Raw genomic sequence first — 25,837 nt, 5'->3', positions numbered from 1 at the left:
TTCAGGTTATGGAAGGACGGGCATGGTGGAGCACCTGTAAGTGGGTCTCGCCCCCCGGAGGCCGCAGTGTAACCGCGCGGGCCTTGGCGCGAGCTTTGGCCGGCGGCCTCTATAAGTCGGGATCGGGTATGACTACTTCTTCTGGGTCTTGCCGGGGATCTTGGGGACCTGCTGCTTCCCAGCTCAGGGGCGGCGGGTTCGTGCGCTTGGTCGTCGTCGTTGGTCGCCCTTGGCCACTGTTGAGCAACGTCGGACGGCCCAGAGACGGCCCAGCTTCGGCGCGCTCGGCTGACGGCCGGGACTTTCGACACGCCCCGTCTGAGCCTCAGCCGAAGACAGTCAGCCGCGATGGTGGGCGCGCCGACCGACCACGCAGCAGACGCCAGCGATCTCTGGCAGATCACCCCAAAGCTGGTGGTGTCCGGGCTAGCCTGCTACTCCAATGCCTTGGGGGATGTATGGGACTGCGCATCAACAAGTCGTTCAAGATCGCGCCAGGCGTGCGCGTCCGACTCGGTAGCAAGTCGAGCAGCTTGAGCATCGGAGGCAAAGCCGGGCGGGTCACCATGAACAGTCGCGGGCGCCGGACCACGACAGTGCGCCTTGCCCCTGGAGTGTCCTACTCCACCTCCACCACTCGCTCGGGCTCTAGCCACACAAAGGCCAAGCCAGCCCGCTCTGTTCCAGGAATCCCAGCAGCTCCTACAGCGAGCGCTCCCCTTGGTCCGCTCATTGCGCCACGGCGAAAGACGATTGACGGCTGGGTTGCGGCAGACTTGCGTGGCGTCGTCGTCCACCGGCGGGCCCTCGATGACGTGCGTATCCCGTTGGCCCAGCTGGTCAGTGCAGAGCTGGACGGTAAGGAACTAACGCTGAAAACCTCAGACGTGGTGACATACCGCCTGATGCTGACCACGTTCTCCGCCGCACGAGATCTCCACTTCGTAGAGACCTTGGCTCGTGCCGCGCGACTGACTCAGAGCTGATCTCAGCAACAATCTGGCCTCCTGTGACACCCGAGTTAGGAGTTCGATCACCGACTGCTTGCGAGGGCCCCAAGCGGGCTTGTGAATGTCGCCGTTGAGTGCTCGGGTGCGCTGACGTACGTACTCGTTGATGTCAGGCGGGGATGTCAGCCGGTTGTGCACTGGGTCTGTGTTCAGTCGCCTGAGTGGCCCCAGAAGTGGATCTCTTGGGGGTTGCCCTCGTCGTCGTGCAGCACCGCGCATCGTCCGATCCATCGCGATCGGGGGAAGACGTCGAAGTCCCTGACATGCGCCCGGGTCAGTCTGTCCGTCCCAAGCAGCTTGTGTGCTTCCTCGGCCGTCACGGGTTCCACGGTGTTGTAGTCCGGCGTGTCGTCAGGTCCTACGACGCGGAAGATATCCAGGATCGAGTGCGTGCCAGCCTCCTGCACCAACTCGTCATCCCACAGCTCCTCCAGCGATCCCGGACGAGGCTCTCGCTCCTCCTCCGGCCGCCAGTCGCCACCATTGACCCAGTAGTAGTCCCCAGCCTCGAACACCTCACGCCGCAGTTGCTGAAGCGCAGCGTTCAGGTCTTCTTGGTACGGCACGTAGTAGTCCCACTCCGAAGCCCCCACCAGCCCTCATCCCCTTCCTGTTTCCCCTGGAGGGCGGAAACTAGCACCTGGCTCTGACATCCGAGCCCTCAGCTTGGGAAGCTTGGCTGCTCTACGGATGATGGCCAGGCTGACCTGCGGTGGACCGGCTGCAAGGCATGATTGGCCGGCGACCTGGTCCTCGCCATTCCCCGTGAATCCCCGCACGATCTGGCACGGTTCTGGCACGACCTTTCGTCCCGAACTCTCGGCGGGTAGGTCATGCACGGTTCTCAGATTCCAGGGTGGGGGGTGTCCGGTGTCTTGCCTGCTTCCGTCTGCTCCTTGACACGCACCACCTCTCGGACGGTCCCCACCAGAAAACCTGCCGCGAGCAGTCCGATCACCACGGAACCCTGTCGAATTCCGTCGGCGTCGGATCCGTCCAGGCGGTCAGCGTGGCGGACCTCCGTGGGGTCCGACGGGTTGTAGACGATGGGTACTTGGCCTCCGGGCTTCGCGTCGTTTCCCGAGCCGTCTCCGACATCGATATCCGCCTGCACCGTGCTGGACGGTGTAGTGAAGCGCACGGTTAAGGAGTTCGCCTGGCCCTCTTCCGACCGGCCGGCAATGGCGACTACGGTCGCTTCGGTCCTTTGGCCGTGCTCCCGGAGGTTCTGCAGCATCTGGTCCTCCTGGCCGGCTTTCCATCCCATGTATCCGGCGATGGTGGCGAACAGCAGGAAACCCGCAGCAGTCGATCGGGCTCTGGCCCAGCGGGGGTTCCGCAGCGGCGATGGCACACCAAGACTGGTGACCAGCCCCGCTGCGAGGCGGCCCGGTGGAGGAATTCGGCCGGCCCGACGACGAGCCCAGCCCCACCGCCGTAGTAGCAAGCTCGCGATAGCGCCCGCTGCGGACAGTGCCACTGCGCCGCCGAAAACCTGGTTCCAGGTCAGCTCGAACGGATCGAATGCGAGCCACACCACGAAGGCCACGACGCCTGCCAGCGAGGCCCAACCCTTGAGAAAGCGGTACTTCCCCCGGCTGTCGCTCCGTACGGACTTGCGCTCACTCATCTGCGCCTCCTCGCCCCGTTACGAGCTAGGACACACCGGTCGCCGCTGAGGTTGCAGTGGTGGCCGGCTCCGCGGCAGAGGCTCCGCGTCCCTGCCCGGAGGAGCTATTCGTTTCCGGGCTGGCCTGCGGCAATAGACCAAGATCCCGTCCACGCCTCGTCCACAGACCCCGACATACGCCCGCTTCGAGCGGCGTACGCCTGCACAAACACGAAGACCCCGCACTCAGCGTTTCCGCTGGTGACGGGGTCTTTGGGCACTTCATGCGAAGTGCCCCCGACAGGATGCGAACCTGCGCACACGTCTCCCGCGGCCGTGTGCTTCTGGCGCAGCGGCGGCACGGCGTCGACGCGCCCGTCGAATCAAAAGTGTATATAGTTAACTAATTTTGCGCTATGGTCGTTGCTCGCGGAACACCGGCCGACTCGGCCGGTTCCAGAGTCCGGCACTTGCCAGAGATCAGCTCTCGGCCCGCTCGCGGTGACGCTGCACGAGCCCTCCCGCGGCGCCCAGGGAAACCAGGCCCATGGCGGCTGCCGCCATGATCCCGTTCATCCCGTCCAGCGACACGGCGCAGAGCGTGGCCACCGCGCCGTTGAACAGGAACAGGAACCACAGCACCGGGCGGGTGGACAGGAACGCCTTGATGCGCGGCTTCCTGGCGATCTGGCTGCCCACGATCAGCGAGACGATCGAGCCGCCGTAGGTGACCACGTCCTTCTGCCCGCCCTCCAGCACGGCCCCGGCCCCGAGGCTCGCGGTCAGGCCGCCGACGAAGAGCAGCCACATCACCAGGTCGGAGACGCGGAGGCGGAGGGTCCTGGCGGTGGTGGCGTGGATGGCCATGAGGGGGTCCTTCCGGAGGGATCGGCGGCGGCTCGGTTTCCCGGCCTGCTTCCACGATCCCGTCCTGCGCGTCCCGGACCGAGAGGGCGCACTCCCGAACCACAGGTGTAGCAGGCAACACCCCACGCCCCGCGTCGGTGCACCGAACCGGGCTGTTCTCCCAGTCATCGGGAGGCCGGATTGTTCCGCTCTCGGGCCCGCTCTAGCGTCGCTCGCCATCCGATCTCTCAGGGAGTGACGAATGACGCAACAGTCCCCGGTGGTGAAGCCCTCCGACACGGATCTTTCCGGCTGGACCCCACGACTCGTCGTGTCCACGATCGCCATGGTGCTGGTGGTGGAACTGGTCGCGCTGAGTTACACGATGACCGCAACGGGCCTTCCCCAGGTCGCCCGGCACTTCCATACCGATCAGGGCGGCTGGCTGCTCACCTGCTACATGCTCACCGGCGCCGTCGTGAGCCCGCTGGTGGGCAAACTGGCCGATCTGCGCGGCAAACGGCGCGCACTGCTCGGTGCGCTGATGGTGGCCGCCACAGGGGCGGCCCTGTCGGCCCTGGCACCCAGCTTCGGAGTGCTCCTCGTGGGCCGTTGTCTGGAAGGGTTCGCCATCTCCGGCATGTTCCTCACCTATTCGCTGATGCGCGACGTGTTTCCCCCGCGGACCGTCCCGCTCGCCGCCAGCGTGTCGACGACCGGCATCGGCGTCTTCGGGGTCGGCGTGCCGTTCCTGGTGGGATGGCTTCTGGACACCTTCGGATTCCGGGGCATGTACACCTTCAACGTGATCGCCATGACGACACTCTTGGTGCTCATCCGCTTCACCACACCCGAGTCCTCGCTGCGCAAGCCGGCCCGGGTCGACTATGCCGGTGCCGCCCTGCTGGGGGGCGGCCTCGCCCTGGTGCTGGTGGCGATCAGCAAGGGGGAGCAGTGGGGCTGGTCGTCCGCGGCGACTGTCGGTTGCCTCGTCGGCGGTTGCGGGGCACTCGCCGGATTCATCGTGTTGTCCCGAGGACCGCGGGAATCGGTCCTGGACGTCGCGCTGTTCACCCGTCGCCCGATCCTCCTCGCGGCCGTCACCGGAGCCCTGGCATACGGAGCCACCGTCGTCCCCGCCACGATCCTGCCCGTACTGGCGCTCACCCCGGCGATCGGCGGACTCGGGTACGGGCTGGGCATGACCGCATTCGGCTTCGCCGCGATCGCCTCCCCGCAGGCCCTTGCACAGGTGGTCGGCGGGATCTGCGTCGGCCACGGCGTCCGTCGGGTGACCGCCAGGTGGTGCATGATCGTTGGGCTGACGCTGATCGCGCTGTCCGGGCTGTTCCTCTTCTTCTTCCATGCCGCCCTCTGGCAGGTGCTGATAGGGGCGATCGTCGACGGTCTGGGCACCGGTCTGGCGTACGGCTCGGTGCCGAACATGGTCATCGCCGACACCCCGCCGCAGAAGCAGGCGTCCATCGCGGGCAGCGTCCAGGTCTGCCAGAGCGGGTTCGCCAGTGTCGTGCCGGTGGTGATGTTCTCGGTCATGGCCGGCTCGGCGACCGTGTCCGCGCAGGGTGTCCTCTACGCCGACGCCGCCGTCCGCCACGCGCTCCTGCTGATGGTGGGTCTGGCGTGCGGCGGTGTGCTGCTCGCGCTCACCGTCCTGGCGCCGCGGCGGGCGGACCGAGGTGGTCTGGTGAGCGGTGCCCCGCAACGTTCCGCCGTCGTGGAGGGCGTGGTGGACGTCTGACGAGGATGGGCGACCGGGCTCGTGGTCCGGTCGCCCATGAGTCCGGCTGCGTACAGGTCAGGACTGGGGGTCGTTCAGATAGGCCAGTACCGCGAGCACTCTGCGATGGCCGCTGTCGCTCGGTGGCAGCCCCAGCTTCAGGAAGACGTTGCCGATGTGCTTGCTGACCGAGCGTTCGGTGATGACGAGCGTGCTCGCGATAGTCGAGTTGTCGCGTCCCTCGGCCATCAGTTTCAGGACCTCCCGCTCGCGAGGGGTGAGCGAGTCCAGGGGTGTGTCCCGGCGGCGGGTCAGCAACTCGGTCACCACCTCCGGGTCCAGGGCTGTCCCGCCGGCGGCGACGCGATCCAGGGCGTCCAGGAACTCGTCGACCCGGCCCACCCGGTCCTTGAGCAGATAGCCGAGGCCGCCTGCTCCGCCTTCCAGCAACTCGTTCGCGTACGATTCCTCGACGTACTGCGAGAGCACTAGGACTGGCAGGCCGGGGATCTCCCGGCGGGCCTGTAGCGCGGCCCGCAGACCCTCGTCGCGAAAGTCCGGCGGCATCCGTACGTCGAGCACCGCCGCGTCCGGGCGGTGCTCCAGCAGGGCCGGCAGGATCTCGGGCCCGGTGCCGACGACTGCCACGACCTCATGGCCGGCTGACCCCAGCAGCAATACCAGGCCTTCTCTGAGCAGGGCATTGTCTTCGGCGATCACCAAACGCACGGCAGCTCCACATCGATTACGGTCGGTCCCCCGACCGGACTGGTCACGACAACCGAGCCGTCCAGCGCGGCCACTCGACGGCGGATTCCCAGCATCCCGGACCCCCCGGACTCGTCCACCCCGCCGCGCCCCTCGTCCCGGACCACCGCCCGCAGACCGGTGCGCAGGCGTTCCAGTCGCACAGCGGCCCGGGGGGACCCGCTGTGCTTGGCGGCATTGGTGAGAGTTTCGGCGATTACGAAGTAGGCGGCCGCCTCCACTGCTGCGGGCGCCCGGACATCGGGCGCGTCCAGGCCGTTCACCTCGACGCTCACATCGAGTCCACTGCCGGCCGCGAGCGCTCGGACTGCTCCGACCAGGCCTCGGTCGGTGAGGATTGGCGGGTGGATGCCTCGGACGACGTGGCGCAGCTCTGTGAGGGCCTCGTCCGCCAGGTCCTGAGCTTCGTCGAGCATCCGCCGGGCGGCCGCCGGATCGCGGTCGTACGCCCGCTTGGCCAGTCCGATGCGCATGGAGAGCGAGACCAGCCTGGCCTGCGTGCCGTCGTGGAGATCTCGTTCGATACGGCGCAGTTCGGCGCCGTGAGCGGCGATGGCCCCCGCCCGGGTCTGCGTCAGCTCCTGCACGCGGACGGTCAGCTGAGCCTTGGGGGAGGGGCGGAGCAGAGCCTCGGACCAGCGGGCGTCCAGATCGGCCAGGCGGGAGATCAGCGGCAGGACGAGCGCCCGCTGTCGGAAGATCCCGCACCACAGGCCGTCGACGACCAGCCCCAGCGGCCAGAGCAGCACCATGAGCAGTCCCAGGGGGCCGTAGAGGTACTGGGCGCCGAGCCAGCGTAGGTCCGAGTACGTGCCGGGATCGCGGACCGCGGCACGGAAGCGCTCACGCATGGTGCCGGTCAGTGGCGTGTACGCCTCCGGGATCTTGCGACCCGTCCAGGCGGTCACCGTCCGGCGCTTCGCCCCGGCGATACGTCGAATGAGTAGCACCGTCTCGGGCAGCATCCAAGCGCCGACCACGGTGAGTGTGGCGATCACGGTGATGATGAGCACGGTGACGAAGAGATACAGGCCGAACGTCAGCGCCACCGACCCGGCCAGCCGGGTCGTGGCTCGCGCAGCCTGACGCACCACTTTCTTCATGTGATCAAGATTAGGCGAACGTCGTCTGAAGTGGGGGAGAGCGGACCCCCTTGTCTCGGTGTATCTGGCTCCACCCTTCTTCAGTGGCTGGGAAGGGGTGCGGGTTGCCTGGATGGCGAATGTACCGATCGGTAGAAAACTCGGGGATCATTCTGGCCGGTGAGGGAGGGTGCCCGGACTCGGACGGAATGACTGCTTCCATATCTCTGGCTAGTGTCTGACTGTATGTGATCTAGATCACCTTGTCGAAGTTCGACGCTGGCCACGTTGAGGCTGCTGGCGTGTCCGGGGCGCGAACCGTTCACAACCTTCACACCCGGTACTGCCAGTTCAAACGTGACGATTCCCATGGGTGGGGAAGGGGTCTTGGGTTCGAATCTACGCGCGTAGTGTACCGAGCGCCCTAAACCAGTTTTCCGGGCAGATTTCGAACCCCGCTTGACCCCGATCCGCCTGGGTCGATTTCATACGTACCTCGCTGAGTGTGGCGGTGATCTCCGCCTTCCGGTCATGCGAGTACCCGCTTCCGCTCTGCCTTTGCGTACCCCGTTACGTCCTGTGCCGGGGCGCGCTGCCGCGCCCAAGGGCTCCGTGCCCCACGCGTGATCCAGCCCTCGAAAGGAAAGTTCCACGTGTCTCAGTTCCCTGCCGAAACGTCCCTCGGATCGCGTGACGGCGAAGGCCGGCGGGTGCAGTGAGCAGGCACAGGGGGAAGCCGGTGCGCACCGGATCAGGCAGGACAGGGGGGCGAAGCATCCGCGCTTCCCTCATCGCGCTCGCAGTAGTACCAGCCGCCGCGATGGTCCTTCTGTGGCTGAGTGGGTCAGCCGTGCTGTTCGATCAGTTGCGGCGGGCCGACCACGTCGGGGACGCGGCCAAGACGACATACGCTCTGGTCCCCGGCGTACCGGAGTTCCAAAAGGAGCGAGAGCTCACTGTCATGGTGCTCTCCGGTCATGGAAGCACCGTCGCGCTCAAGGCCCAGCGGGCCCGGACCGACACCGTCCTCGCCGCGTTTCGCGGGGCCGACTCCGCGTCCGCCTCCGACGGGTCGGCGCAGTACCGGGCGCAACTGGCCGAGGTGCGTGAGGAACTGGACGCGCTGGCGGCCGAGCGAACCGCTGTGGACCATGAAGAGACGGACCGACAGCACGCTTCCGGTGTGTACTCCGCCGTCATCGTGTCGGTGCTGAATCTGTTCGGCACGTTGAGTACCGACGACGGCAGCGGCGCCACCGCGGCCGAGGCCGCCCACGCGCTGTCCTTCCTGCGTGCCGTGGAGGCGCTGGCGGAGGAGCGGGTAGTGCTCGATGGTGCTGCGGCCACCCGCAGACTGAGCAGTGAGGAGGGGGCCACCCTGGCGGCCGCCGCGGCCGTGCGGCAGACCGGACTGACCGACCAGGTCCTGCCCTATCTGCCGACCGCGATGAAGACCGCGCTCGAGGAGGTGATGCGCGGTCAGGAGTGGTCGCAGATGCAGGCATTCGAGGAGGCCCTGTCGGCGGCCGACGCGGGCGGAACCGACACCATCCGCCTCCCCGCGGTCGCCGCCGCCCGGGCCGCCGCGCCTGGCAAGGTCTTCGACGCGGTGCAGGACGTCGAGAACGAGTATCTCGCCCTGGTCACCGACAACAGCACCGACCGCAACCACGAACTGTCTGTCCGTGTCACGGCCGGCATCGCGTTGGCCACGGTTGCCGTGCTTCTGGTCGCCCTGATGTCCTGGCGTATCACCAGCTCGCTGCTCGGCCGGATGTCCGGCCTTCGTGGCGCCACGCTCGACCTCGCGCAGAAGCGGTTGCCCGAACTGGTGGCGAGACTGCGTACCGACGACAGGAGTGCCTCGGCCGACGACCTGCCTGAACTCGACTTCGGCGACGACGAGCTGGGCAGGGTGGCGGAGGCGTTCAACAGTGCCCAGCGCACCGCGGTGAATGTTGCACTGGAACAGGCCGCCTTGCGGGAGGGGGCACGTTCGGTCTTCCTGAACATGTCGCGCCGCATTCAGATCCTCGTACACCGGCAGATCACCATCATCGACGCGATGGAGCACAAGGAGCAGGATCCCCAGCTCCTGGCCGACCTCTACCGAGTCGACCACCTCGCGACCCGGATGCGGCGCAACGCGGAAAGCCTCGCCGTGCTGTCGGGGTCGGCGCCACGACGCCGCTGGAGGCAGGCCGTCGCTCTCTCGGACCTGCTGCGCAGCGCGGTGTCCGAGGTCGAGGGGTACACCCGCGTGGTGGTCGAACCGACACCGTCGATCGCGGTGGTCGGGTCGGCCGTGGGCGACACCATCCACCTACTGGCTGAGCTGATCGAGAACGGTGTGACCTTCTCCCCGCCGCACACCGAGGTGCGCGTCCGGGTCCTGCCCGTGGCACAGGGACACGCGGTGGAGGTGGAGGACCGGGGGCTGGGACTGTCTGAGGAGGAGTACGAGTCCGCCAACGAACTGCTCCACAATCCGCAGGAGTTCAGCATCACCACGATGGGCGAGGATCCACGCCTGGGTCTGTTCACCGTGGGCCACCTTGCGCATCGGCACGGCATTACGGCCAGTCTCCAGGCGTCGTCCTACGGCGGATCCATGGCGGTCGTCGTCCTTCCGCACACTCTGACCGAGCCGGCTGAGGTCGATCTACCCCCACTGCAGGACTCCCGGGAAGCCCGCCATCTCGCATCGGTCGCCTCGGCGCCCCTTGACGGCGCGGAGGGCTCCGGACCCACCGCAGCCGTCGCAGCGTCGGCAGACGGTACGCCGCCGCAACCCCGGAATCTTTCGTCCGCCGGGTTCACCGCCCCGTACTCCGGATTCCCGCCCCCCGCCGACTCCGGGCGGGAAGTCGGGATCCGTCCGGTGGCGCCCGAAGCGGCCGGTCGTCCGGCAGCACCGCGCCCCGAGTCGCGCGGCCCCCGTCCCGCAGGCGTGAGCCGCCTCCCGCGCCGCGTCCGTCAGACCCATCTCGCCCCGCAGTTGCGAGAGCGGTACGAAGCCGACCAGGAACCGGATTCCGCGGCCGAAGAGCGCCGCCCGGAACAGGCCCGCTCCATGCTCGCCGCGCTGCGTGACGGCACGCGGCGGGCAAGGGCCGAGCAGGAAGTACCCCAGCCCACCTGGCCTGAGCAGGGTCAGCCACGCCGTCCGCTCCCCAGCCGTACTCGCACGACAAGGAACACCACGCTATGACGACACCCAACACCGCGCGCGACGGCCTTGCCTGGCTCCTGGACAACCTGATCGAACGGATCCCGGAAATCCGCCACGCGATCGTGCTGTCGGAGGACGGCCTGCTCGTCGGGGCGTCCGCGGCCCTGCTGCGGGCGGACGCCGAACAACTGGCCGCCATCGCGTCCGGAGTCCACTCCCTCGCCCAGGGGACCAGTCGCCACTTCGGTGGCGGACGCGTCCAGCAGAGCGTCATCGAAATGGACGACCTCTTCCTCTTCGTCACCACCGCCGGCGGTGGCGCCCGGCTGGCGGTGCTCGCCACCTCCGAGGTGGACGTGGCGAACGTCGGATACGAGATGACCATGCTGGTGAGGCAGGTGGGTCAGTTCCTCAGTGCCGCGCCGCGCTTCCCAGGCCATGCGGTGGGACCAGTGGCCGGTGATCATGGATGAGACATTGGTCGGAGGAAGAACCATGGGAGGACGGGGACGCGGGCCGTCTGATCCGTCCGTACACCGTGACCCGGGGCCGTACCAGTTCCACCCGGCCCGACATCGATCTGATCGCCTTGATCAGCACGCTTCGGCCGCCGATGCGAGCCCTGCGGCTCCAGCCCGAGCAGCACAGGCTCCTGGCGCTGTGCCGCAGGCCGACGGCGCTGGTGGAGGTTGCGGCCTGTCTCAATCTGCCCGTCGCGGTGGTCCGGGTGCTGCTGGGTGATCTCCTGGACAACGACCTCGTCTCCCTCTCTTCTCCCTCCGCGGCGGGTGCGCCCGACGCCCGCTTTCTTCAGGCAGTGATCGATGGCATACGTAGACTCTGACTCCGATCCCACCGCGGTCGCGCCCGACGCCGCGACCGCTAAGATCCTCATCGCCGGCGGCTTCGGCGTGGGCAAGACCACCCTGGTCGGCACGATCAGCGAGACGACGCCGCTGAGGACCGAGGAGCTGATCACCGAGGCCAGCATCGGCGTCGACGACCTGGCCGGCGTCGAGGGAAAAACCACGACGACGGTCGCGATGGACTTCGGCCGGATCACCCTGAGCCGGGCTCTCGTCGTGTACCTCTTCGGAGCGCCAGGTCAGGACCGGTTCTGGTTCATGTGGGACGATCTGTCACGCGGTGCGCTCGGCGCGGTCGTCCTGGCCGACACCCGTCGGCTGGAGGACTGCTTTCCCTCCGTCGACTTCTTCGAGCACCGGGGGATCCCCTTCGCGGTGGGCGTGAACTGCTTCAACGGCCGGTGCGAGGAGGGCCCGGAGGAGATCCGAGCTGCTCTCGACTTGGCACCTGACGTCCCGCTCGTCCTGTGCGACGCGAGGGACAAGGAATCGGTGAAGTCGGTTCTGCTCGCCCTGCTCGAACATGTCATGCGTGGTTTGGCGGTCGAGGTGTCCGGTGAACGCGAGCCGGTCTAGGGCCGCGAACGTGCGTGCTCTCCGGAAGACGACCTCGGCGGGTCGGCCGGTGTACGTCGGGTGCGAGGCGATCCGGTCGGTTCCCTCCGGGGTGCGCTCCGGCGGTGTGAGATGCGGTGTCCCGGACGGCCACCCGGCGGAAGCTCGCGGGCACAGGTGTCTGGCGAACCATGGCGGAACGTCTTCCGGCTGCACCGGTTTGGGCTCACTGAGCACTGTCCACTGCTTGGCCTGGACGACGGGGTGACGCAGCGCGACAACGCTGACCTGGGAGGCGAGGTGGATGTGGCTGGTGCACGCGGCGCCGAACGAGAGGACCGTCGTCGTCCTCACGAAGTGCGCCCCGGACACCGGTACATGGTCCGTCGCCATTAGGGAGCGTTGACCGACCGTCAGCCTGGCGAATCCCAGTCGGCCGGCGAGGGCGGCCGCCTTTGGATCTCTCCGCCCGCGACGTGGTCCTGCCACGGTTGGTGGGGTGCGCGGACCCTGTGCTTGGTGGGGACAGCGAGACCGAGTCGCACTCCGTCTCCAGATAGTTGAATGAGTGAGCTGAATAAGAAGATGAAAGCCCGTATGGTGATGCGCAAGCGAGGCCGCAGCCCGACTTGGACCTGCGGTGACGTGTGTCCGTGATGTTTTTGAAGTACCTGTCCGCACAGCGGGAAGGCGCGTATTTCCCGTCCCGGGTGCGCGGTAGCTTCCCGTGCAGCGCTCAGCTCGGGTGCCGCCTGCCCACCCGCTCCGGGAGGGCAGCCGGCACGATCGACCCACCGACCGAAAGAGGACTGGCTCATGAAGTCCGCCATTTTCAACGGCCCTTACGACATCACCGTCACCGAACGCGACACGCCAGTGTGCGGGCCCCGGGACGTGCTGCTGCGTAACCTGCACGCGGGGATCTGCGGTTCCGACGTGTCGGTCTACCGGCATGGCCCCGGTGCTCACCAGATCTTTCTCGGCGACGAGTTCGGGCACGAGGTGGTATCCGAGGTTGCCGAGCTGGGATCGGAGGTGACCGGCCTGACCGTCGGCGACCGGGTCTATCCGTATCCCTTGCTGGCCAAGGGCGATCCCAGGAAGGCGGGTTGTCTGGGCGGATTCTCCGAATACATCCTGGTGCCTGACTGCCGCGTGGGTGAGCAGGTGTTCCCGGTGTACGACCGCATCCCGACGCCGGTCGCCGGTCTCATCGAGCCGTTCACCGTGGCCCATCGGGCGGTGCGGCGTTGTCGGCCTCAGCCGGGCGAGAAGGCGATCGTCTTCGGAGCCGGAACCATCGGTATAGGTGCCGCCGTCGCTCTGAGAAGTTTCGGCGTCGAACAGGTCATGGTGGTGGACCTCTCCGACTTCCGGCTGGAGAAGGCCGCGGGCCTCGGTTTCGAGACCTGCAACCCCGACCACGAGGACCTGGGCAGCCTAGCGGCGGAGCTCTTCGGGGAAACCACGACACTGCTGGGCACCTTCCCCGACGTCGACATCTACGTCGAGGCGGCCGGCGCCGACGAACTGCTGTCCACGATCCAGTCCATGGCCAAGTCCGGTTCCCGCATCGCCGCCGTGGCGGTGCACCCGAAGCCGGTGCCGGTGGACTTCGTGCGCCTGGCCTACGGCGAGCAGGAGATCATCGGCCCCGGAGGCTACCGTCCCGAGGACGTCGTGGACGTCATGGCCATCATGGCTTCCGGGAAGTTCGACCTCGCGTCGATCATCACCCACACCTTCGAACTCGACCGGATAGTCGAGGCCATTGAGACGGCGGGCGACCGCGGACGCGCCCTGCACGTCGCGATCGCGTACTGACCGAGCCCCGTTCCGCACCGAACGAACCCGTCCTGTCCCCGACCTGCGAGCGGGTAGCCGTACACCGGCCGGAAAGGACCACCCACGTGTCACCAGTCATCGGCCTGATCGGTGCCGGCCGCATCGGAAGCGTCGTGGCGCGGCTGTCGCTCGCCGCCGGCTTCGAGATCGTCGTGAGCAACTCCCGTGGCCCCGACTCGCTCAAGGACCTGGTGTCCGAATGGGGGGACGGGGCGCGGGCCGCTGCGGTGTCCACCACCGCCCGTGCCGCCGACATCGTCGTCGTGACCATTCCACTGGGCGACCACCGCAGCCTGCCCCCGGACGACCTCGAAGGGAAGACCGTCATCGACACCATGAACTACTACCCCGAGCGCGACGGTCACCTTCAGGAGCTGGACGACCGGTCGGTCACCTCCAGCGAGCTCGTCCAGCGCCATCTGCCCGGCTCACGGGTGATCAAGGGTTTCAACAACATCGACTTCCGCCGCCTGGAGCTCCTGGGCCGCCCTTCCGGCGCCCCGGACAGAAGCTCCCTGCCCGTGGCGGGGGACGACGAGGACGCGAAGGCGGAGGCCACCGCACTCCTCGACCATCTTGGCTACGACGCCGTCGACCTCGGCACCCTCTCGGAGAGCTGGCGCAGCGAGCCGCAGACCGACGTCTATGTCCGGCCGTACCTGCCGGACATGCCGGACGGGCTCACGAGTGACGCCGAGGTCATGAGCTGGTTCATGCGGTGCGAGGGCCGGCCGCAGAGCGCTGAGCAGGTGCGCCACCTCGTGCTCGGCACCGCCCGCAAGCAGCCGGCCGAGGCGCGAGAAAGTCTCGGCTGAACTCCTTGCCCAAGTCCGCCCTCTGTACTACGAGGCCGGACGACACCGCCCGAGCGAAGGCATGACCCCCATGCGTGCAGTCAACGAGGGCAGCGCGACGATCGATTTCGTGGAGGAGCACACGTTGCCGGTGCCCCTCACCTTCCTCAGGCAGGCCGAGGCGGCGTGCGGACCAGGGTGAGGATGGTGGTGTCGTCCTGGAGGCGATGGTGGGTGAAGTGCAGAAGCTGTTGCCAGAGCTGATGACCGACATCCGGTGCAGAGGTCTGGGCCAGTGCCGCGACTCGCTCGTCCAAGGGAAAGAAGGTCCCATCACGGGAGCGGCCCTCGTTGAGGCCGTCGCTGTAGAGCAGGATGGTGGAGCCGTGGGGAAATTCGAACGAAGCAGCGGCGCGACTGCCGGTGAGTGAGCCCAAACCCAGAGGGACGTCCGCGTCTCCGATCGGCAGCGGTCGCGCCTGGCCGTCGGCCATCAAGTAGGGCAGCGGATGTCCGCAGTTGACGGCTGAGACTCGGCCGTCGTCCGCGATGTCGAGGACGACCGCGGTCACGAAGCGCTCGGACTCGCCCGTCTCCACCGCGTATCGGTTCTGGAGTTCGACCGCCCGCTCCATGGCCTCGGTGACACCGAGCACGTCGGGTTCGATGTGGGCGGCCTCCCGGAAGGCAGCCACCACAGCGACCGATGTGCCGAGGGCCCCGAGGCCCTTTCCTTGTACGTCGGCGATGAGCACCCGTGTGCCGTGAGCGGTCTCGGCCAGATCGTACGCATCGCCGCCGATCAGGGTGTCGGTGCCAAGAGGAGCATGTACCCCGGCCATGGTGACGGACCGGGCACGCCGCGGGAGGGACCGCAGCAGGTGCCTCTGCATCGCATGGGCGGCGCTCTGGAGCCGCAGTGCCGCGTCGACGTGGGTGAGCCTCCAACGGCACAGATAGACGGCGAAGAGCCCGCAGCCGACCGCCGCGATGAGCAGCGCGGCAGTCGCCTTCGCCGAGGCCGCGGGTTCCACCAGCAACACGCAGCCGGTGACGAACAGGGTCCAGAGCGCGACCCAGATGGTCTGGCGCAGCGTGCAGACTCCGGCCGCTGCCGCGGGCAGGAAGACGAGGAAGCCTGACAGCTCGGGGCCGTGCACCATAAGCGGACCGATGGCCATGACTGCCACGGTGAGCACCACGGTCCAGGCGGTGGACGTCCGCGCGGACACCGACGCAAGGGCTTGGGCCATCATGTCTCCCATCGGTCGGCCGGCCGCAAGGGCAGGGCAAGCGTGTGTGTCGTGCCGAGGCTCGATCGCAGGGGCGGGGCCGCAATCGGCTTGCCCCCTTCAGGATGCGGTCGACGGCTGCCGACCACATGGCGCCTTCCCGCACGGCGCGGCACCTCGGGTGAGGAGCAGGAGCGAGGACGACGCAAGGGGACGAGCGGCCGTGATTCGCGGCGGACTCAAGGCGTTGTCGTCGTACAGCACCCGCAGCCGACGCGCAGGCTCGAGCGGCGGCCCGGTGCAGTCACCGTAGGACAGATCCCCCCTCGATTGTCCAGGTCACGCGGGACGTCACGCCCGATTCGGGTGTGGGCTGTCCTGCCATGGTGTAGCCCGCTCCACCCCGAATACGGGAGGACGCTCTCTCGGTGCGGAAGCGAAGTCGCGACATCGTTGGAACCACGAACGCATCAGTCGCTGGATCCTTGGCGCGGTGCCACAGAGCACGGCTCTCGACCTCAGTTCCCGCTCCGACCGCTACCTGTGGAGGCTTCTTCCGCCATGGCAACCGTTCTTTATCACCTGGGCCGTACGGCCTTCCGGTGGCGGTGGTTCGTCGCCCTGCTCTGGGTGGCCGTCCTGGCCGTCGCCGGATTCGCGGCGGCCAAGGCCCCCGCCGCGACGGACGACGGCTTCTCGATGCCCGGCATCGAGTCGCAGAAGGCGTTCGACCTGATAGAGCAGCGATTCCCCGGCTCCGCGGCCGATGGGGCCACTGCTCGTATTGTCTTCGTCGCGCCGAGCGGCGAGAAGGTCACCGCCACCCAGAACAAGGCGGCGATCGAGAAGCTGGTCGACGAGACGGCGGACGGCTCCCAGGTCGCGGGTGTGGTCGATCCCTTCGAGGCGAAGGCGGTGAGCAACGACGCCTCGACCGCGTACGCGACGGTGAGCTTCAAGACCAAGGCCGACGACCTCACCGACGCGAGCAAGAGCCACCTGGAGACGGCCCTCGAACAGGCCCGCGACGCGGGTCTGACCGTCGAGGTGGGCGGTGACGCCCTGGCGACACCCACCGAGGCGGGCGGACCCGCCGAAGGCATCGGCATCGCGATCGCAGCCGTGGTCCTGTTGATCACCTTCGGCTCGATGGCAGCCGCCGGGCTCCCGCTGCTGACCGCCCTGCTCGGGGTCGCGATCAGCATGACCGCGATCACTGCCCTGGCGAGCACCTTCGGACTCACCAGCACGACCGGCACACTGGCCACGATGCTGGGGCTCGCCTGCGGCATCGACTACGCACTGTTCGTCGTCTCCCGCTACCGGGAAGAGCGCGGCCGTGGCCGGGCACCGCGCGAGGCGGCCGGGATGGCCGTCGGCACGGCTGGCTCGGCCGTGGTCTTTGCCGGCCTGACCGTGGTCATCGCCCTCGCCGGGCTCTCCGTCGTCGGCATCCCGACGCTCACCAAAATGGGCCTGGCGGCGGCGGGCGGCGTGGTGATCGCGGTGGCCATCTCCCTGACCGCGGTCCCCGCTCTCCTGGGCTTCTGGCCCAATGCCGTCCTGTCGCGCGGAGTGCGCAAGGGCTCACGACGCAGCCGGCTGAAGCAGGGACGACAGGACAACGGCGGCAGCCGCTGGGCCCGAATCGTGGTGCGCCGTCCGCTGCCCGTTCTCCTTCTCGGCATCATCGGCCTGGGCGCGATCGCGGTGCCGGCCCTCGACCTGCAACTGGGCATGCCCGGCGACGAGGCGAAGCCCACCTCCACCACCGAGCGCCGTGCCTACGACGACCTCGCGGCCGGATTTGGTCCCGGCTTCAACGGTCCGCTGACCATCGTGGTCGACGCCAAGGGAGCGAGCGCCCCGAAGTCCGCGGTCGCGACGATCGAGAAGGCCGTCGCCGACACCCAGGGCGTCGTGTCCGTCTCGTCCGCACGCTTCAACGACGCCGGTGACACCGCAGTCTTCTCGGCCACCCCCTCGACCAGCCCCACCGACGAGCGCACCAAGGACCTGGTGACCAACATCCGCGGGGAACGCTCGGCGATCGAGGCAGAAGCCGACGGGGCGACGTTCGAGGTGACGGGCACGACCGCCGTGAACATCGATGTCGCCGCGAAGGTCCAGGCCGCTCTCGTCCCGTACCTCGTCGTCGTGGTCGGACTGGCGTTCGTCCTGCTCCTGGTGGTCTTCCGTTCCCTGCTCGTGCCGATCAAAGCCGCCGTCGGCTTCCTGCTCTCTGTCCTGGCCGCTCTCGGCGCCGTCGTCCTGGTGTTCCAGCAGGGGCACGCCGCCGACCTCCTCGGGGTCCAGCAGACCGGCCCCATCATGAGCATGATGCCGATCTTCCTGGTGGGCATCGTGTTCGGTCTGGCCATGGACTACGAGGTGTTCCTGGTTTCCCGGATCCGCGAGGCTCATGTTCACGGCGAGAGCCCCCACCAGGCGGTGGTGTCAGGCTTCCGGCACAGCGCCCGGGTCGTTTTGGCCGCCGCGGCGATCATGATGGCGGTGTTCTCCGGCTTCATCGGGGCCGGCGAATCCATGGTCAAGATGATCGGCTTCGGCCTCGCCATCGCCGTCTTCTTCGACGCGTTCATCGTCCGGATGGCTCTGGTCCCGGCCGTCCTCTCCCTTCTGAAGGACAAGGCCTGGAGCCTGCCGCGCTGGCTGGACCGCCTTCTGCCCGACATCGATGTGGAGGGCGAGAAGCTCAGTCGAAAGGTGCCCGCTCCCGTCGCCCCTGACGAGGTGCAGCGGCCGCTCCAGGCGACATCGCTCCACTGACGGAGCGGATTCAGACGGCGGGCTCACCGTCACGGTGAGGTCCCGCCCGTCGGAGCCGCCTTGAGCGGTGGCGGTTCCGACCGCGTCGTGCGCTGTGGGGACACCGCGCGACGCCACCGGGCCCAGCGGTCGAGTCCTTCCCCTGACTCCCGCTGGGCCCGGTCCTGCCATCTCCTACGCGTGAGATGTGTCAGTTCTCGTCGCCAAAGGTGACGACGACCTTCTCCGCAGCGCCCGGTGTCAGCACGAGCTCGAAGGCGCGCTCCACCTCGCCGAAGGGCACACGGTGGCTGATCAGTTTTGAGAACTCTTTCTGGTGGCGGCTGAGTTCGGGGGTGACCTCGAAGATCTCCGTCGGATATCCCTGTGAGGCGATCAAGGTCAGCTCGCTGCGGAGCATTCCGCCGAGATCGATCTCGGATCCCTTCTTGTGGACGGCCACCATGACCAGCTTCGCCTTCCACTTCGCGTTGGCGACTACGGTGTTGACCACCGCCGCGACACCGGCCGCGTCGAAGTACACGTCGGTTCCGGGTCTGACCTGATGGAGGGCGTTGCTGCCCTCGCCGTGCAGGGCGGTGAGGCGAGTGGCCACGTCTTCCTCCACGGAGTTGATCACCGCGTCGGCGCCGACCGCCAGAGCCTTCTCCAGGCGAGCGGGCACGACGTCGACCACCACGAGGTGCTCCACGCCACGGAGCTTGAGCCAGATCGCCATCCCCAGCCCGATCGGGCCGGCTCCGAACACCACCACCTTGTCCCCAGGCCCCGCGCCCGAACGGTTGACCGCGTGCAATGCGACGGCCATGGGCTCGTTGAGCGCGGCGACGGCGAAAGACACTGTCTCCGGGAAGACGGCCACGCTTCGCCCGACTTCCACGTTCTCCATGAGCAGGTACTCGCTCATGGCGCCGTAGCGGGAACCGCAGCCGATGAGCCCGTTGGTGGCGTCCTGCGGGTTGATGACCACCCGGTCTCCCGCCTTGAGGCCGACGACTTCGCTGCCGACCTCGGCGATCTCCCCGGCGGGCTCGTGACCGAGCGGGATGGACTTCACGTCGCCGCCCATATGAGCACGCTCGGGCATACCACCCATCTGGAGAAACGCGGCATCGGTGCCGCAGATCCCGCAGGCCCGGACACGGACCAGAGCGTCCTTGGGGCCGGGTACCGGAAGGTCCGTCTCCACTACTTCGATCTTGCCGACTTCGCCTGTCCTGACTGATTTCATCGTGTTCACGACGACTCTGCCTTCTCTGGTGCGGGGCGACTCGGCCGTCCCAAGCGGTCGTGCCGGAGCGAATACCGGAAGCGCTGGTATCAACCATCCCCGGACGGGACGCCCGGAGCGAGGCAGCGTGGTCTCCAGTCGGCGGTGGGTGCGGTCGAGGCCCATCACGTCCCGGCGCGCTTGGCGCACTTCACCCGTTCGGCGTTCGGCGCCTGCTCTCGTCCGCGTGTGGTGATCGACTTGTGTCATGGGCGCCGACGGCGCCGGAGATCGGACTTGAGGAGCCGCCGGTGCTGGCCGAGACGATCCTCGTGTCACTGGGCATTGTGTTGGCGGCAGCCTGGATCTTGCGGCGATTCATGGGCTTCGACCGAGGACGCTGGGTGACGACAGTGTTTGCCGTCGTCATCGGACAGGGTGCCACGATCGGCATCCTTCAGGTGGTCGCAGGAGATGTCGGCACTCTGCCGTGGAGCTGGGTGCCCGTGGGGCTGGCGATGGTTGCGTGCCTCTCGATGCTCGCCTACACGCTGATGCAGATGCTGCTTCCCGTGGGGCGTCGCCCGCCGACGGCTTTGCTGCTGCATCCGCTAGCGGCGTCGCGGCGATTCGGCGCGAGGACCGCCCGGCACGTCGAGGTGCTCTGGTACGCGCTGCGCAGCGGGCTCCTGCGCGGTGGACCCGACGACCCCGGCACGTTGGGGTCGCGGCTGGGTCGCGCCCTCGCGACGACCTTCGAGGACGCCGGAGGCCTCTTTGTGAAGCTGGGGCAGGCGATGGCGGCGCAGCCGCAGTTGGTCACTCCACGAGTGGCCGCGCAGATGTCCCGGCTGAACGAGCAGGCGGCGCCGTCCGACCCGGACGCGGTGCGCAGGGCCATCGAGGACGAGCTCGGTGATCCTTCCCGGGTCTTCGCGCGGTTCGACGCCGAGCCAGCTGCTGCCGCGTCCATCGCCCAGACCCACTTCGCCACGCTTCACGACGGCCGCGAAGTGATCGTCAAAGTGCGACGACCCGGCATTCGCGCGTCCGTCGAGCGCGACCTGGACATCCTGCGCCGCCTTGTGGAACGACTCGACCGGCGGACGACATGGGCCAAGTCCCTCGGACTGGCAGAGCTGACCGCGGGCTTCGCCGAGGCCACGGAGGCGGAACTGGACTTTCGCTTCGAGGCCGCGAACGTGCTCGCCGCGCGAGCGGCGTTGAGGGAGCACGACCCGATCACCGTGCCGGAGATCATGGAGGAGTACACCACGGCCCGGATCCTGGTCGAGGAGCGTGTTCCGGGCCGCAGCATCTCCACGCCCGGGATCCTGGACGGCTTGGAAGGCGGCCAGCGCAGCAGCCTTGCCGACGCCCTGCTCGGTCTTCTGGTCCGGCAGATGGCCGAAGGTGAGCGCTTCCATGCCGATCCGCATCCGGGGAACGTGTTCTTCAGGCCGGACGGCAGGCTGGCCCTCATCGACTTCGGCGCGGTCGGCCGCCTCAACCGCTTCGAACGCGGTGGGCTGATTGATCTGTTGCGTGGTCTGCAAGCCGAGGATCCGTCCCTGCTCCGGCAGGCGGCACTGCACATCGGAACACAGACTGCACGGGTTGACGGTGACGCACTCGAAAGGGAACTGGCTGGCCTTCTGGCTCGCGCCACGCTACCGGACGGGCGCCTCAACTCCGCGATCTTCTCCGAGTTCGTGATGGTCTTCCGAGACTTCGGCATCGTACTTCCGCGTTCGACGACGACTTTGTTCCGCACGCTGGTGACCTTGGTGGGAACCCTTGAGCTCATCGATCCGGGCTACGAACTCGTGGCGGGCATCCGGCGAGTGGGCGGCGAAGTGGCGGCTCGCCAGATGCTGCCGTCCAGTGTGACCGAGTTCGTACAGCAGGAGTTGCTCACGACCGCCCCGGTGCTGAAGCGCCTGCCCAAGGATCTCGACGATTTGGCCCGTTCTCTGGTCCGTGGGGAGATTCGGACACGGGTGAGTCTGTTGTCCGAGCCGGAGGATTTCCGTGCCGTGCGATGCCTGGTCAACCGCTCTCTCATGGCGGTGATCGGGACGGGCATGGGGGTTGCCTCGTCCTTGCTCCTCACGGTGCCCCAGTCCAGTGGGGGCATCGGCCTGGTCTCTGTCCTGGGCGGAATCGGGTTGGCCTTCTCGGTACTGATGATGCTGCGCGTGCTGACCCAGATCCTTCGCGAACAAGAGTGAGTTCCTGCGGTCTGGCCCCGGGGTGAGCAGAGTATGTCCCTGGGGATCGCCACTCGCCACCTATGGGATGAATCTCCTCAGAGTAAGACAGCGACAAGAGCTACATATAGGGTTTGACCTGTATAAAAGCTCTCTTAGGAGGGTCGACTGAGTCGTGTCCGCAAAGTGAGGGGTCGAAGTCGCGGCAGGTAAGGGTCCTTGGACTCGTCCGCCCGCGCTGGGCTTCCCTGGATCGATGGTGGACCGCGGCAGGGCCGCCGCGCGCGAAGGTGCTGCCCTGCCGTTCGAGAATCCAGTGGTCAGTTCTGGTACGGCTTGTCCGCCAGTGTCAGGCCTTCGAGTGCCAGGCCCAGGGTGGTGCCCTCCTCCAGACGCTGGGCGAGGCGCTGGCGCAGCACGAGCGGGGTGAGCCGCAGCAGCAGGGGAGGTTTCGCCGCCAGGCTCTCGGCGAGTTCCAGGGCCCGGGCGAGGACCTTGTCCTGGGGGAGAACCTCGTTGACCATGCCAAGGCGGAGCGCTTCCTTGGCCTGTATCACCTGCTGGGTCAGGGCCGCGTAGCGCGCCCGGTTGGTTCCCAGCAGTTCCTCCCACACCACATGCACTCCGTCGCCGGGTACGACCTCTCCGGCGAGATGGGGGAAGTCTTGGAAGCATGCGGTGTCCGAGGCGATGGTGATGTCGCCGAGCAGTACCCATTCGGAGTGGATGGTTGCCGGACCGTTGATGGCCGCGATGACGGGCATGGGGAGATCGACCAGGGTACGCAGCATCTGCCGGCCTTCTCGGTAGATGTGGTCCCAGTTGAGGGGCTTGAAGACTTCGCGGTTGTCGTTGGGGTCCATCTCGGTCATGAACCTGTCCCCGGTGCCGGTGAGCACCAGCACCAGGTTCGCGCGGTCTTCGGAGATCTCTTTGAGTATCCGGCCGAAGTCTCTGTGGAGCCGGGCGCTGAGCGCCGCGGGCCCGCCGTCGTGGTGCAACCGCAGGGTTATTACGCCGCTTTCGGTGCGTTCGAGGGCGAAGTCGGGAAATGCTTCGAAGTAGGCGGGAGTCTGCATGCGGAGTCCTCGGGGTGGTGAGTTGGCGTGGAGCCGAGGTGGGGCCGGACGGGCGGCAGCCTGACGCGGGTGCGCGGAAGGTCGGGGTGGTGTGTCAGCGAATGGTGAAGCCGGCGTCGAGCGGCCACTGGGTGCCGGTGATGAACCGTGCCTGTTCCGAGACGAGGTAGGCCACGGCGTCGGCGATGTCCTCGGGGCGCAGGATGTCGATCGGGAGAGCGTTCTGCATGCCCGAGATGAGGTTGTCGTCGCCCGAGGCTGCCTGCGCCATGAGTTCTTCCATGGCCTCGTTCTGAGTCATTCCGCTGAGCACGCCCGTCGGGTGGATCGTGTTGACCCGGATCCACTCCGGGGCAAGGGCTCCGGCCAGGTTCTGCATCAGGCCGACCAGGCCCCGTTTCGCGGCGGTGTACGCCATCCCGCTGGGGTTCAACGAGGCGGTGCCCTTGAGGCCGGCCGACGAGCTTGTGATCACGATCGAGCCGCCGATACCACCGGCGCGCATCGCCGGCAGCGCGGCAAGGATGGTGTGGAACACCCCGGTGAGGTTGACGTCGATCACGTCGTTCCAGTCCGCGAGGACGTCCTCGGACTCGCCCCCGAGACGAATGATGCCCGCATTGGCGATGATGATGTCCAGTCGGCCGAACTCGGTGTGCCCCTCATCGAATGCAGCCTTGAGAGCCGCGAAGTCACGCACATCGCACTTGCGTGCGATCATGCGTCGCTTCTGCTCCTCGACGAGTCGGACGGTCTCGTCGAGGTCCTCCTGCGACGCGTTCGAGTACGTCATCGTCGGGATGTCCTCACAGATGTCCACACCGATGATGTCGCATCCCGCGCGGGCCAGGCGTACCGCGTGCGCCCTCCCCTGGCCCCGCGCGGCTCCCGTGATGAAAGCGACTTTTCCTGCCAGGTCCTCAGACATCGTCTCTCCTTCGTGTGATCGACTAGCGGACGCAGAATCCGGCGTCCAGGGGGAGTTGGACGCCAGTGATGTACGACGCCTGGTCGCTCACCAGCCAGGCGACGGCGTCGGCGATGTTCTCGGGCTGCAGGATGTCGATGGGCAGGGCGTTCCGCATCTGGGCGATCTCGCTGCCCGCCTCCGCGGCCTTCCTGGCCAGAGCCTCGTTCTGCGTCATGCCGCTGACGACGCCGGTAGGGTGAACGGTGTTCACCCTGATCATGTGGGGCGCCAGGTCGTTCGCGAGGGTCTGCATGTAGCCGACCAGTCCTCGTTTGGCCGCGGTGTAGGCCTGTGCCCCAGCGTTGGGGGAGCCCGTCCCCTTGATGCTGGCGCTGGAACTCGTGATCACGATCGAGCCGCCACGGCCACCGTCGATCATGGCCTGGAGCCCGGCCCGAACGGTATGGAAGACGCCCGTCAGGTTGGTGTCGACGATGTCCTGCCAGATCCGGACGAACTCGTCGTCCTCTTCCGCCGCGAAGCGCACGATGCCCGCGTTGGCCAGGATGAAGTCCAGCCGGCCGAACTCCGCGTATCCCTCGTCGAACGCCTTCTTCAGCCCCTGGTAGTCGCGGACGTCCGCCTGCCGGGCCACCATTCGTCCGCCTTCCGCCCGGACCAGGCTGACCGTTTTGGCGAGATCGCCCGCGGAGGCGTTCGGGTAGTCCATCGTTTCGATGTCGTGGCAGATGTCGACCCCGATGATGTCCACGCCCTCACGGGCCAACCGCATGGCGTGCGCCCTGCCCTGCCCTCGAGCCACACCCGTTATGAAGGCGACCTTGCCGGAAAGCGGCTGCGTCATCCTCTTCCTCCTGTCTTGGAAGCCAAGGAGCTCGCACCGGAGGCCTACGGTCGGTACAGGCGTTCGCCGCGTCGTGTCCTCGGAGCGCCGCCAAAGCCCGCATTCATCTCCCGCGCACCTGATGCAGTTTGATCGTGTTCGTGACGCGGCGGACGGTCCGCGTCCGCTCAGTGGAACGTGAAATCCCTCGCGAGCCCACGGCCGCACAGCACCCCATGTCGCCGACCCGTCGGGCCGCAGTTCTTGCCTCCACTCACCGGATCGCGGCCCTGGACGAGGTCCCCCCCGTGCTGCGACCGCGGATGCTGTCGCAGACACCGCAGACACCGCAGACACCGCCGAAGCCGCGTGGGTGCGCCTGGCCGCGACCATCTCGGGGGTGGCAAGGCGCTGTTCGCGTCTATCGGCCGCGGCGCAGGGTCGGCGCGGTCTTGTTGGAGGCGCGCTGTTGTTCGGCGGGTTCAAGACGCTCCGGGCGCCGGTTCCCTGCCGCCAGCGGTACGGATTCACCGTCTGTGGTCCGGTGTCTAAGCTGATGGCGCGTCGGGCGGACTGTGGACCTGAATCCGACATTACCGATGTGAACCCGGACCATGCCGAACTGCACGGTGTCTGCGGGAGTGCACCAACATAGATCGCGGTCGCCGGTTAGCCAAACCGGGGATCGTGAGGACCATTGAGTTCGCTGCGGCAGTGTTCAGCGGTGGCGCCGGTCGTTCAAGGTAGCTCCTCACGTCGATGCCGTGCTTCGCAATGGGTAGCGCTTACCCACCAACCGTGAAGGAATGGGTGCGAGTTACGCGCTGCCGCTGGAGTTCTTTCGAATTTCCTTCAGTGGCGCAAAATAGCGTGACTTTGACCCTGTGGGCTTCGGGAAGTGCGTCAAGTGAGGTCGAGGCGAGCGCAATGTTGGAGGATGGGTGACTAGTCAGTTCCTGGGAGTAAAGGAGCTTGCGGCATATCTGAATGTTTCGACCTCGTGGGTGTATAAAAATTCGGGCAAAGTTGGCCTGGTTCACTATGAGTTCGGTTCGGGGGTCAACGTGAAATGGAGATTTAAGCGATCCGAAGTCGATTCTTGGATAAGGAATCAGCGAGTGTCGCCTGATTGATGGCGGGGTACTCGAGAGGCGATCTAAGAACGGGGCTTTTCCGCTTTGCTGGTTCGTGGGATGGGGTCGTTTTTCAAGGAGTGTGGGCATGGGCGGTCGCGGTGGCCGCGGTGTCCGCACTTGTACAAGATCCGGTTTCGTACG

Annotated in this window: 21 protein-coding genes; 11 read left to right on the top strand and 10 right to left on the bottom strand. The window is 67.2% G+C overall.

The features are described 5' to 3' along the window. The first annotated feature begins 8 nt into the window (after positions 1-8). On the top strand, positions 9-986 hold the full coding sequence (locus ACWC24_RS25200; RefSeq protein ID WP_450665131.1) for a DUF4236 domain-containing protein: 978 nt from the start codon (positions 9-11) through the stop codon (positions 984-986). Positions 987-1,159: 173 nt separating this feature from the next. Here ACWC24_RS25200 and ACWC24_RS25195 read toward each other — a convergent pair whose 3' ends face one another. The 3 genes from ACWC24_RS25195 to ACWC24_RS25185 form a co-directional block, all read right to left on the bottom strand. Beyond that, positions 1,160-1,603, bottom strand: coding sequence for a hypothetical protein (locus ACWC24_RS25195; RefSeq protein WP_450665130.1), 444 nt, complete (start codon positions 1,601-1,603; stop codon positions 1,160-1,162). A gap of 251 nt (positions 1,604-1,854) precedes the next feature. Then, positions 1,855-2,640 (bottom strand): DUF3592 domain-containing protein, encoded by a 786-nt coding sequence (locus ACWC24_RS25190; protein ID WP_450665129.1) that lies wholly within the window; start codon positions 2,638-2,640, stop codon positions 1,855-1,857. A gap of 459 nt (positions 2,641-3,099) precedes the next feature. Further along, positions 3,100-3,486, bottom strand: a complete 387-nt coding sequence (locus ACWC24_RS25185) for a hypothetical protein (RefSeq protein ID WP_450665128.1) — start codon at positions 3,484-3,486, stop codon at positions 3,100-3,102. Positions 3,487-3,727: 241 nt separating this feature from the next. Here ACWC24_RS25185 and ACWC24_RS25180 point away from each other — a divergent pair, with 241 nt between their 5' ends. Continuing rightward, complete coding sequence (locus ACWC24_RS25180; protein WP_450665127.1) at positions 3,728-5,224, top strand: MFS transporter; 1,497 nt, start codon at positions 3,728-3,730, stop codon at positions 5,222-5,224. A 57-nt stretch (positions 5,225-5,281) separates the two neighbouring features. Here ACWC24_RS25180 and ACWC24_RS25175 read toward each other — a convergent pair whose 3' ends face one another. Both ACWC24_RS25175 and ACWC24_RS25170 read right to left on the bottom strand, forming a co-directional pair. Continuing rightward, a complete protein-coding gene (locus tag ACWC24_RS25175) occupies positions 5,282-5,932 on the bottom strand; it encodes a LuxR C-terminal-related transcriptional regulator (RefSeq protein ID WP_450665126.1) in 651 nt (216 codons plus the stop codon). Continuing rightward, the gene (locus tag ACWC24_RS25170; RefSeq protein WP_450665125.1) at positions 5,920-7,074 is read right to left on the bottom strand and encodes a sensor histidine kinase; all 1,155 of its coding nucleotides are present in this window, start codon (positions 7,072-7,074) and stop codon (positions 5,920-5,922) included. The genes ACWC24_RS25175 and ACWC24_RS25170 overlap by 13 nt, the downstream gene beginning before the upstream one ends. Before the next feature lie 829 nt (positions 7,075-7,903). Between ACWC24_RS25170 and ACWC24_RS25165 the strand changes: the two genes are divergently transcribed. The 6 genes from ACWC24_RS25165 to ACWC24_RS25140 all read left to right on the top strand — a co-directional run bounded on the left by ACWC24_RS25165 (position 7,904) and on the right by ACWC24_RS25140 (position 14,306). After that, on the top strand, positions 7,904-10,264 hold the full coding sequence (locus ACWC24_RS25165) for a sensor histidine kinase (RefSeq protein WP_450665124.1): 2,361 nt from the start codon (positions 7,904-7,906) through the stop codon (positions 10,262-10,264). After that, complete coding sequence (locus ACWC24_RS25160) at positions 10,261-10,698, top strand: roadblock/LC7 domain-containing protein (protein ID WP_450665123.1); 438 nt, start codon at positions 10,261-10,263, stop codon at positions 10,696-10,698. The genes ACWC24_RS25165 and ACWC24_RS25160 overlap by 4 nt, the downstream gene beginning before the upstream one ends. Beyond that, a complete protein-coding gene (locus tag ACWC24_RS25155; protein ID WP_450665122.1) occupies positions 10,695-11,069 on the top strand; it encodes a DUF742 domain-containing protein in 375 nt (124 codons plus the stop codon). The genes ACWC24_RS25160 and ACWC24_RS25155 overlap by 4 nt, the downstream gene beginning before the upstream one ends. Continuing rightward, positions 11,050-11,667: a GTP-binding protein gene (locus ACWC24_RS25150; RefSeq protein ID WP_450665121.1), complete on the top strand. Its 618-nt coding sequence runs from the start codon at positions 11,050-11,052 to the stop codon at positions 11,665-11,667. Before ACWC24_RS25155 ends, ACWC24_RS25150 begins: the two co-directional genes overlap by 20 nt. Positions 11,668-12,462: 795 nt before the next feature. Continuing rightward, positions 12,463-13,470, top strand: coding sequence for a zinc-dependent alcohol dehydrogenase (locus ACWC24_RS25145; RefSeq protein WP_450665120.1), 1,008 nt, complete (start codon positions 12,463-12,465; stop codon positions 13,468-13,470). 86 nt (positions 13,471-13,556) lie between these two features. Continuing rightward, positions 13,557-14,306 (top strand): NADPH-dependent F420 reductase, encoded by a 750-nt coding sequence (locus tag ACWC24_RS25140; RefSeq protein ID WP_450665119.1) that lies wholly within the window; start codon positions 13,557-13,559, stop codon positions 14,304-14,306. Positions 14,307-14,452: 146 nt separating this feature from the next. Here the strand turns inward: ACWC24_RS25140 and ACWC24_RS25135 are convergent, their stop codons facing one another. Beyond that, positions 14,453-15,538, bottom strand: coding sequence for a PP2C family protein-serine/threonine phosphatase (locus tag ACWC24_RS25135; protein ID WP_450665118.1), 1,086 nt, complete (start codon positions 15,536-15,538; stop codon positions 14,453-14,455). Positions 15,539-16,078: 540 nt separating this feature from the next. Between ACWC24_RS25135 and ACWC24_RS25130 the strand changes: the two genes are divergently transcribed. Next, complete coding sequence (locus ACWC24_RS25130; protein WP_450665117.1) at positions 16,079-18,307, top strand: MMPL family transporter; 2,229 nt, start codon at positions 16,079-16,081, stop codon at positions 18,305-18,307. A gap of 190 nt (positions 18,308-18,497) precedes the next feature. Here the strand turns inward: ACWC24_RS25130 and ACWC24_RS25125 are convergent, their stop codons facing one another. Then, the gene (locus ACWC24_RS25125; RefSeq protein WP_450665116.1) at positions 18,498-19,547 is read right to left on the bottom strand and encodes a zinc-dependent alcohol dehydrogenase; all 1,050 of its coding nucleotides are present in this window, start codon (positions 19,545-19,547) and stop codon (positions 18,498-18,500) included. Between the two features lie 281 nt (positions 19,548-19,828). Here ACWC24_RS25125 and ACWC24_RS25120 point away from each other — a divergent pair, with 281 nt between their 5' ends. Beyond that, on the top strand, positions 19,829-21,748 hold the full coding sequence (locus tag ACWC24_RS25120) for an ABC1 kinase family protein (RefSeq protein ID WP_450665115.1): 1,920 nt from the start codon (positions 19,829-19,831) through the stop codon (positions 21,746-21,748). A gap of 299 nt (positions 21,749-22,047) precedes the next feature. On the opposite strand, the gene ACWC24_RS25115 is transcribed toward ACWC24_RS25120, so the two are convergent. From ACWC24_RS25115 to ACWC24_RS25105, 3 genes are all read right to left on the bottom strand, one after another. Next, the gene (locus ACWC24_RS25115) at positions 22,048-22,806 is read right to left on the bottom strand and encodes an enoyl-CoA hydratase/isomerase family protein (RefSeq protein ID WP_450665114.1); all 759 of its coding nucleotides are present in this window, start codon (positions 22,804-22,806) and stop codon (positions 22,048-22,050) included. A gap of 94 nt (positions 22,807-22,900) precedes the next feature. After that, positions 22,901-23,734 (bottom strand): mycofactocin-coupled SDR family oxidoreductase, encoded by an 834-nt coding sequence (locus ACWC24_RS25110; RefSeq protein ID WP_450665113.1) that lies wholly within the window; start codon positions 23,732-23,734, stop codon positions 22,901-22,903. A 22-nt stretch (positions 23,735-23,756) separates the two neighbouring features. Beyond that, positions 23,757-24,581 carry a mycofactocin-coupled SDR family oxidoreductase gene (locus tag ACWC24_RS25105; RefSeq protein ID WP_450665112.1) on the bottom strand — a complete coding sequence of 275 codons (825 nt, stop codon included), beginning with the start codon at positions 24,579-24,581 and terminating at the stop codon, positions 23,757-23,759. A gap of 920 nt (positions 24,582-25,501) precedes the next feature. Here ACWC24_RS25105 and ACWC24_RS25100 point away from each other — a divergent pair. Further along, positions 25,502-25,693: a helix-turn-helix domain-containing protein gene (locus tag ACWC24_RS25100; protein ID WP_450665111.1), complete on the top strand. Its 192-nt coding sequence runs from the start codon at positions 25,502-25,504 to the stop codon at positions 25,691-25,693. Positions 25,694-25,837 lie beyond the last annotated feature (144 nt).

This window comes from Streptomyces sp. NPDC001443 (assembly GCF_053597355.1).
The sequence above is the reverse complement of the archived record's forward strand: the minus strand, read 5'-3'. Positions and strand labels throughout refer to the sequence as shown.

Bases quoted from the DNA above. Each gene is read 5' to 3' on its own strand.
- ACWC24_RS25160 (WP_450665123.1), top strand. From the start codon at position 10,261: ATGACGACACCCAACACCGCGCGCGACGGCCTTGCCTGGCTCCTGGAC.
- ACWC24_RS25110 (WP_450665113.1), bottom strand. From the start codon at position 23,734: ATGTCTGAGGACCTGGCAGGAAAAGTCGCTTTCATCACGGGAGCCGCG.
- ACWC24_RS25145 (WP_450665120.1), top strand. From the start codon at position 12,463: ATGAAGTCCGCCATTTTCAACGGCCCTTACGACATCACCGTCACCGAA.
- ACWC24_RS25155 (WP_450665122.1), top strand. From the start codon at position 10,695: ATGAGACATTGGTCGGAGGAAGAACCATGGGAGGACGGGGACGCGGGC.
- ACWC24_RS25150 (WP_450665121.1), top strand. From the start codon at position 11,050: ATGGCATACGTAGACTCTGACTCCGATCCCACCGCGGTCGCGCCCGAC.
- ACWC24_RS25135 (WP_450665118.1), bottom strand. From the start codon at position 15,538: ATGGCCCAAGCCCTTGCGTCGGTGTCCGCGCGGACGTCCACCGCCTGG.
- ACWC24_RS25115 (WP_450665114.1), bottom strand. From the start codon at position 22,806: ATGCAGACTCCCGCCTACTTCGAAGCATTTCCCGACTTCGCCCTCGAA.
- ACWC24_RS25130 (WP_450665117.1), top strand. From the start codon at position 16,079: ATGGCAACCGTTCTTTATCACCTGGGCCGTACGGCCTTCCGGTGGCGG.
- ACWC24_RS25170 (WP_450665125.1), bottom strand. From the start codon at position 7,074: ATGAAGAAAGTGGTGCGTCAGGCTGCGCGAGCCACGACCCGGCTGGCC.
- ACWC24_RS25105 (WP_450665112.1), bottom strand. From the start codon at position 24,581: ATGACGCAGCCGCTTTCCGGCAAGGTCGCCTTCATAACGGGTGTGGCT.
- ACWC24_RS25180 (WP_450665127.1), top strand. From the start codon at position 3,728: ATGACGCAACAGTCCCCGGTGGTGAAGCCCTCCGACACGGATCTTTCC.
- ACWC24_RS25190 (WP_450665129.1), bottom strand. From the start codon at position 2,640: ATGAGTGAGCGCAAGTCCGTACGGAGCGACAGCCGGGGGAAGTACCGC.
- ACWC24_RS25200 (WP_450665131.1), top strand. From the start codon at position 9: ATGGAAGGACGGGCATGGTGGAGCACCTGTAAGTGGGTCTCGCCCCCC.
- ACWC24_RS25185 (WP_450665128.1), bottom strand. From the start codon at position 3,486: ATGGCCATCCACGCCACCACCGCCAGGACCCTCCGCCTCCGCGTCTCC.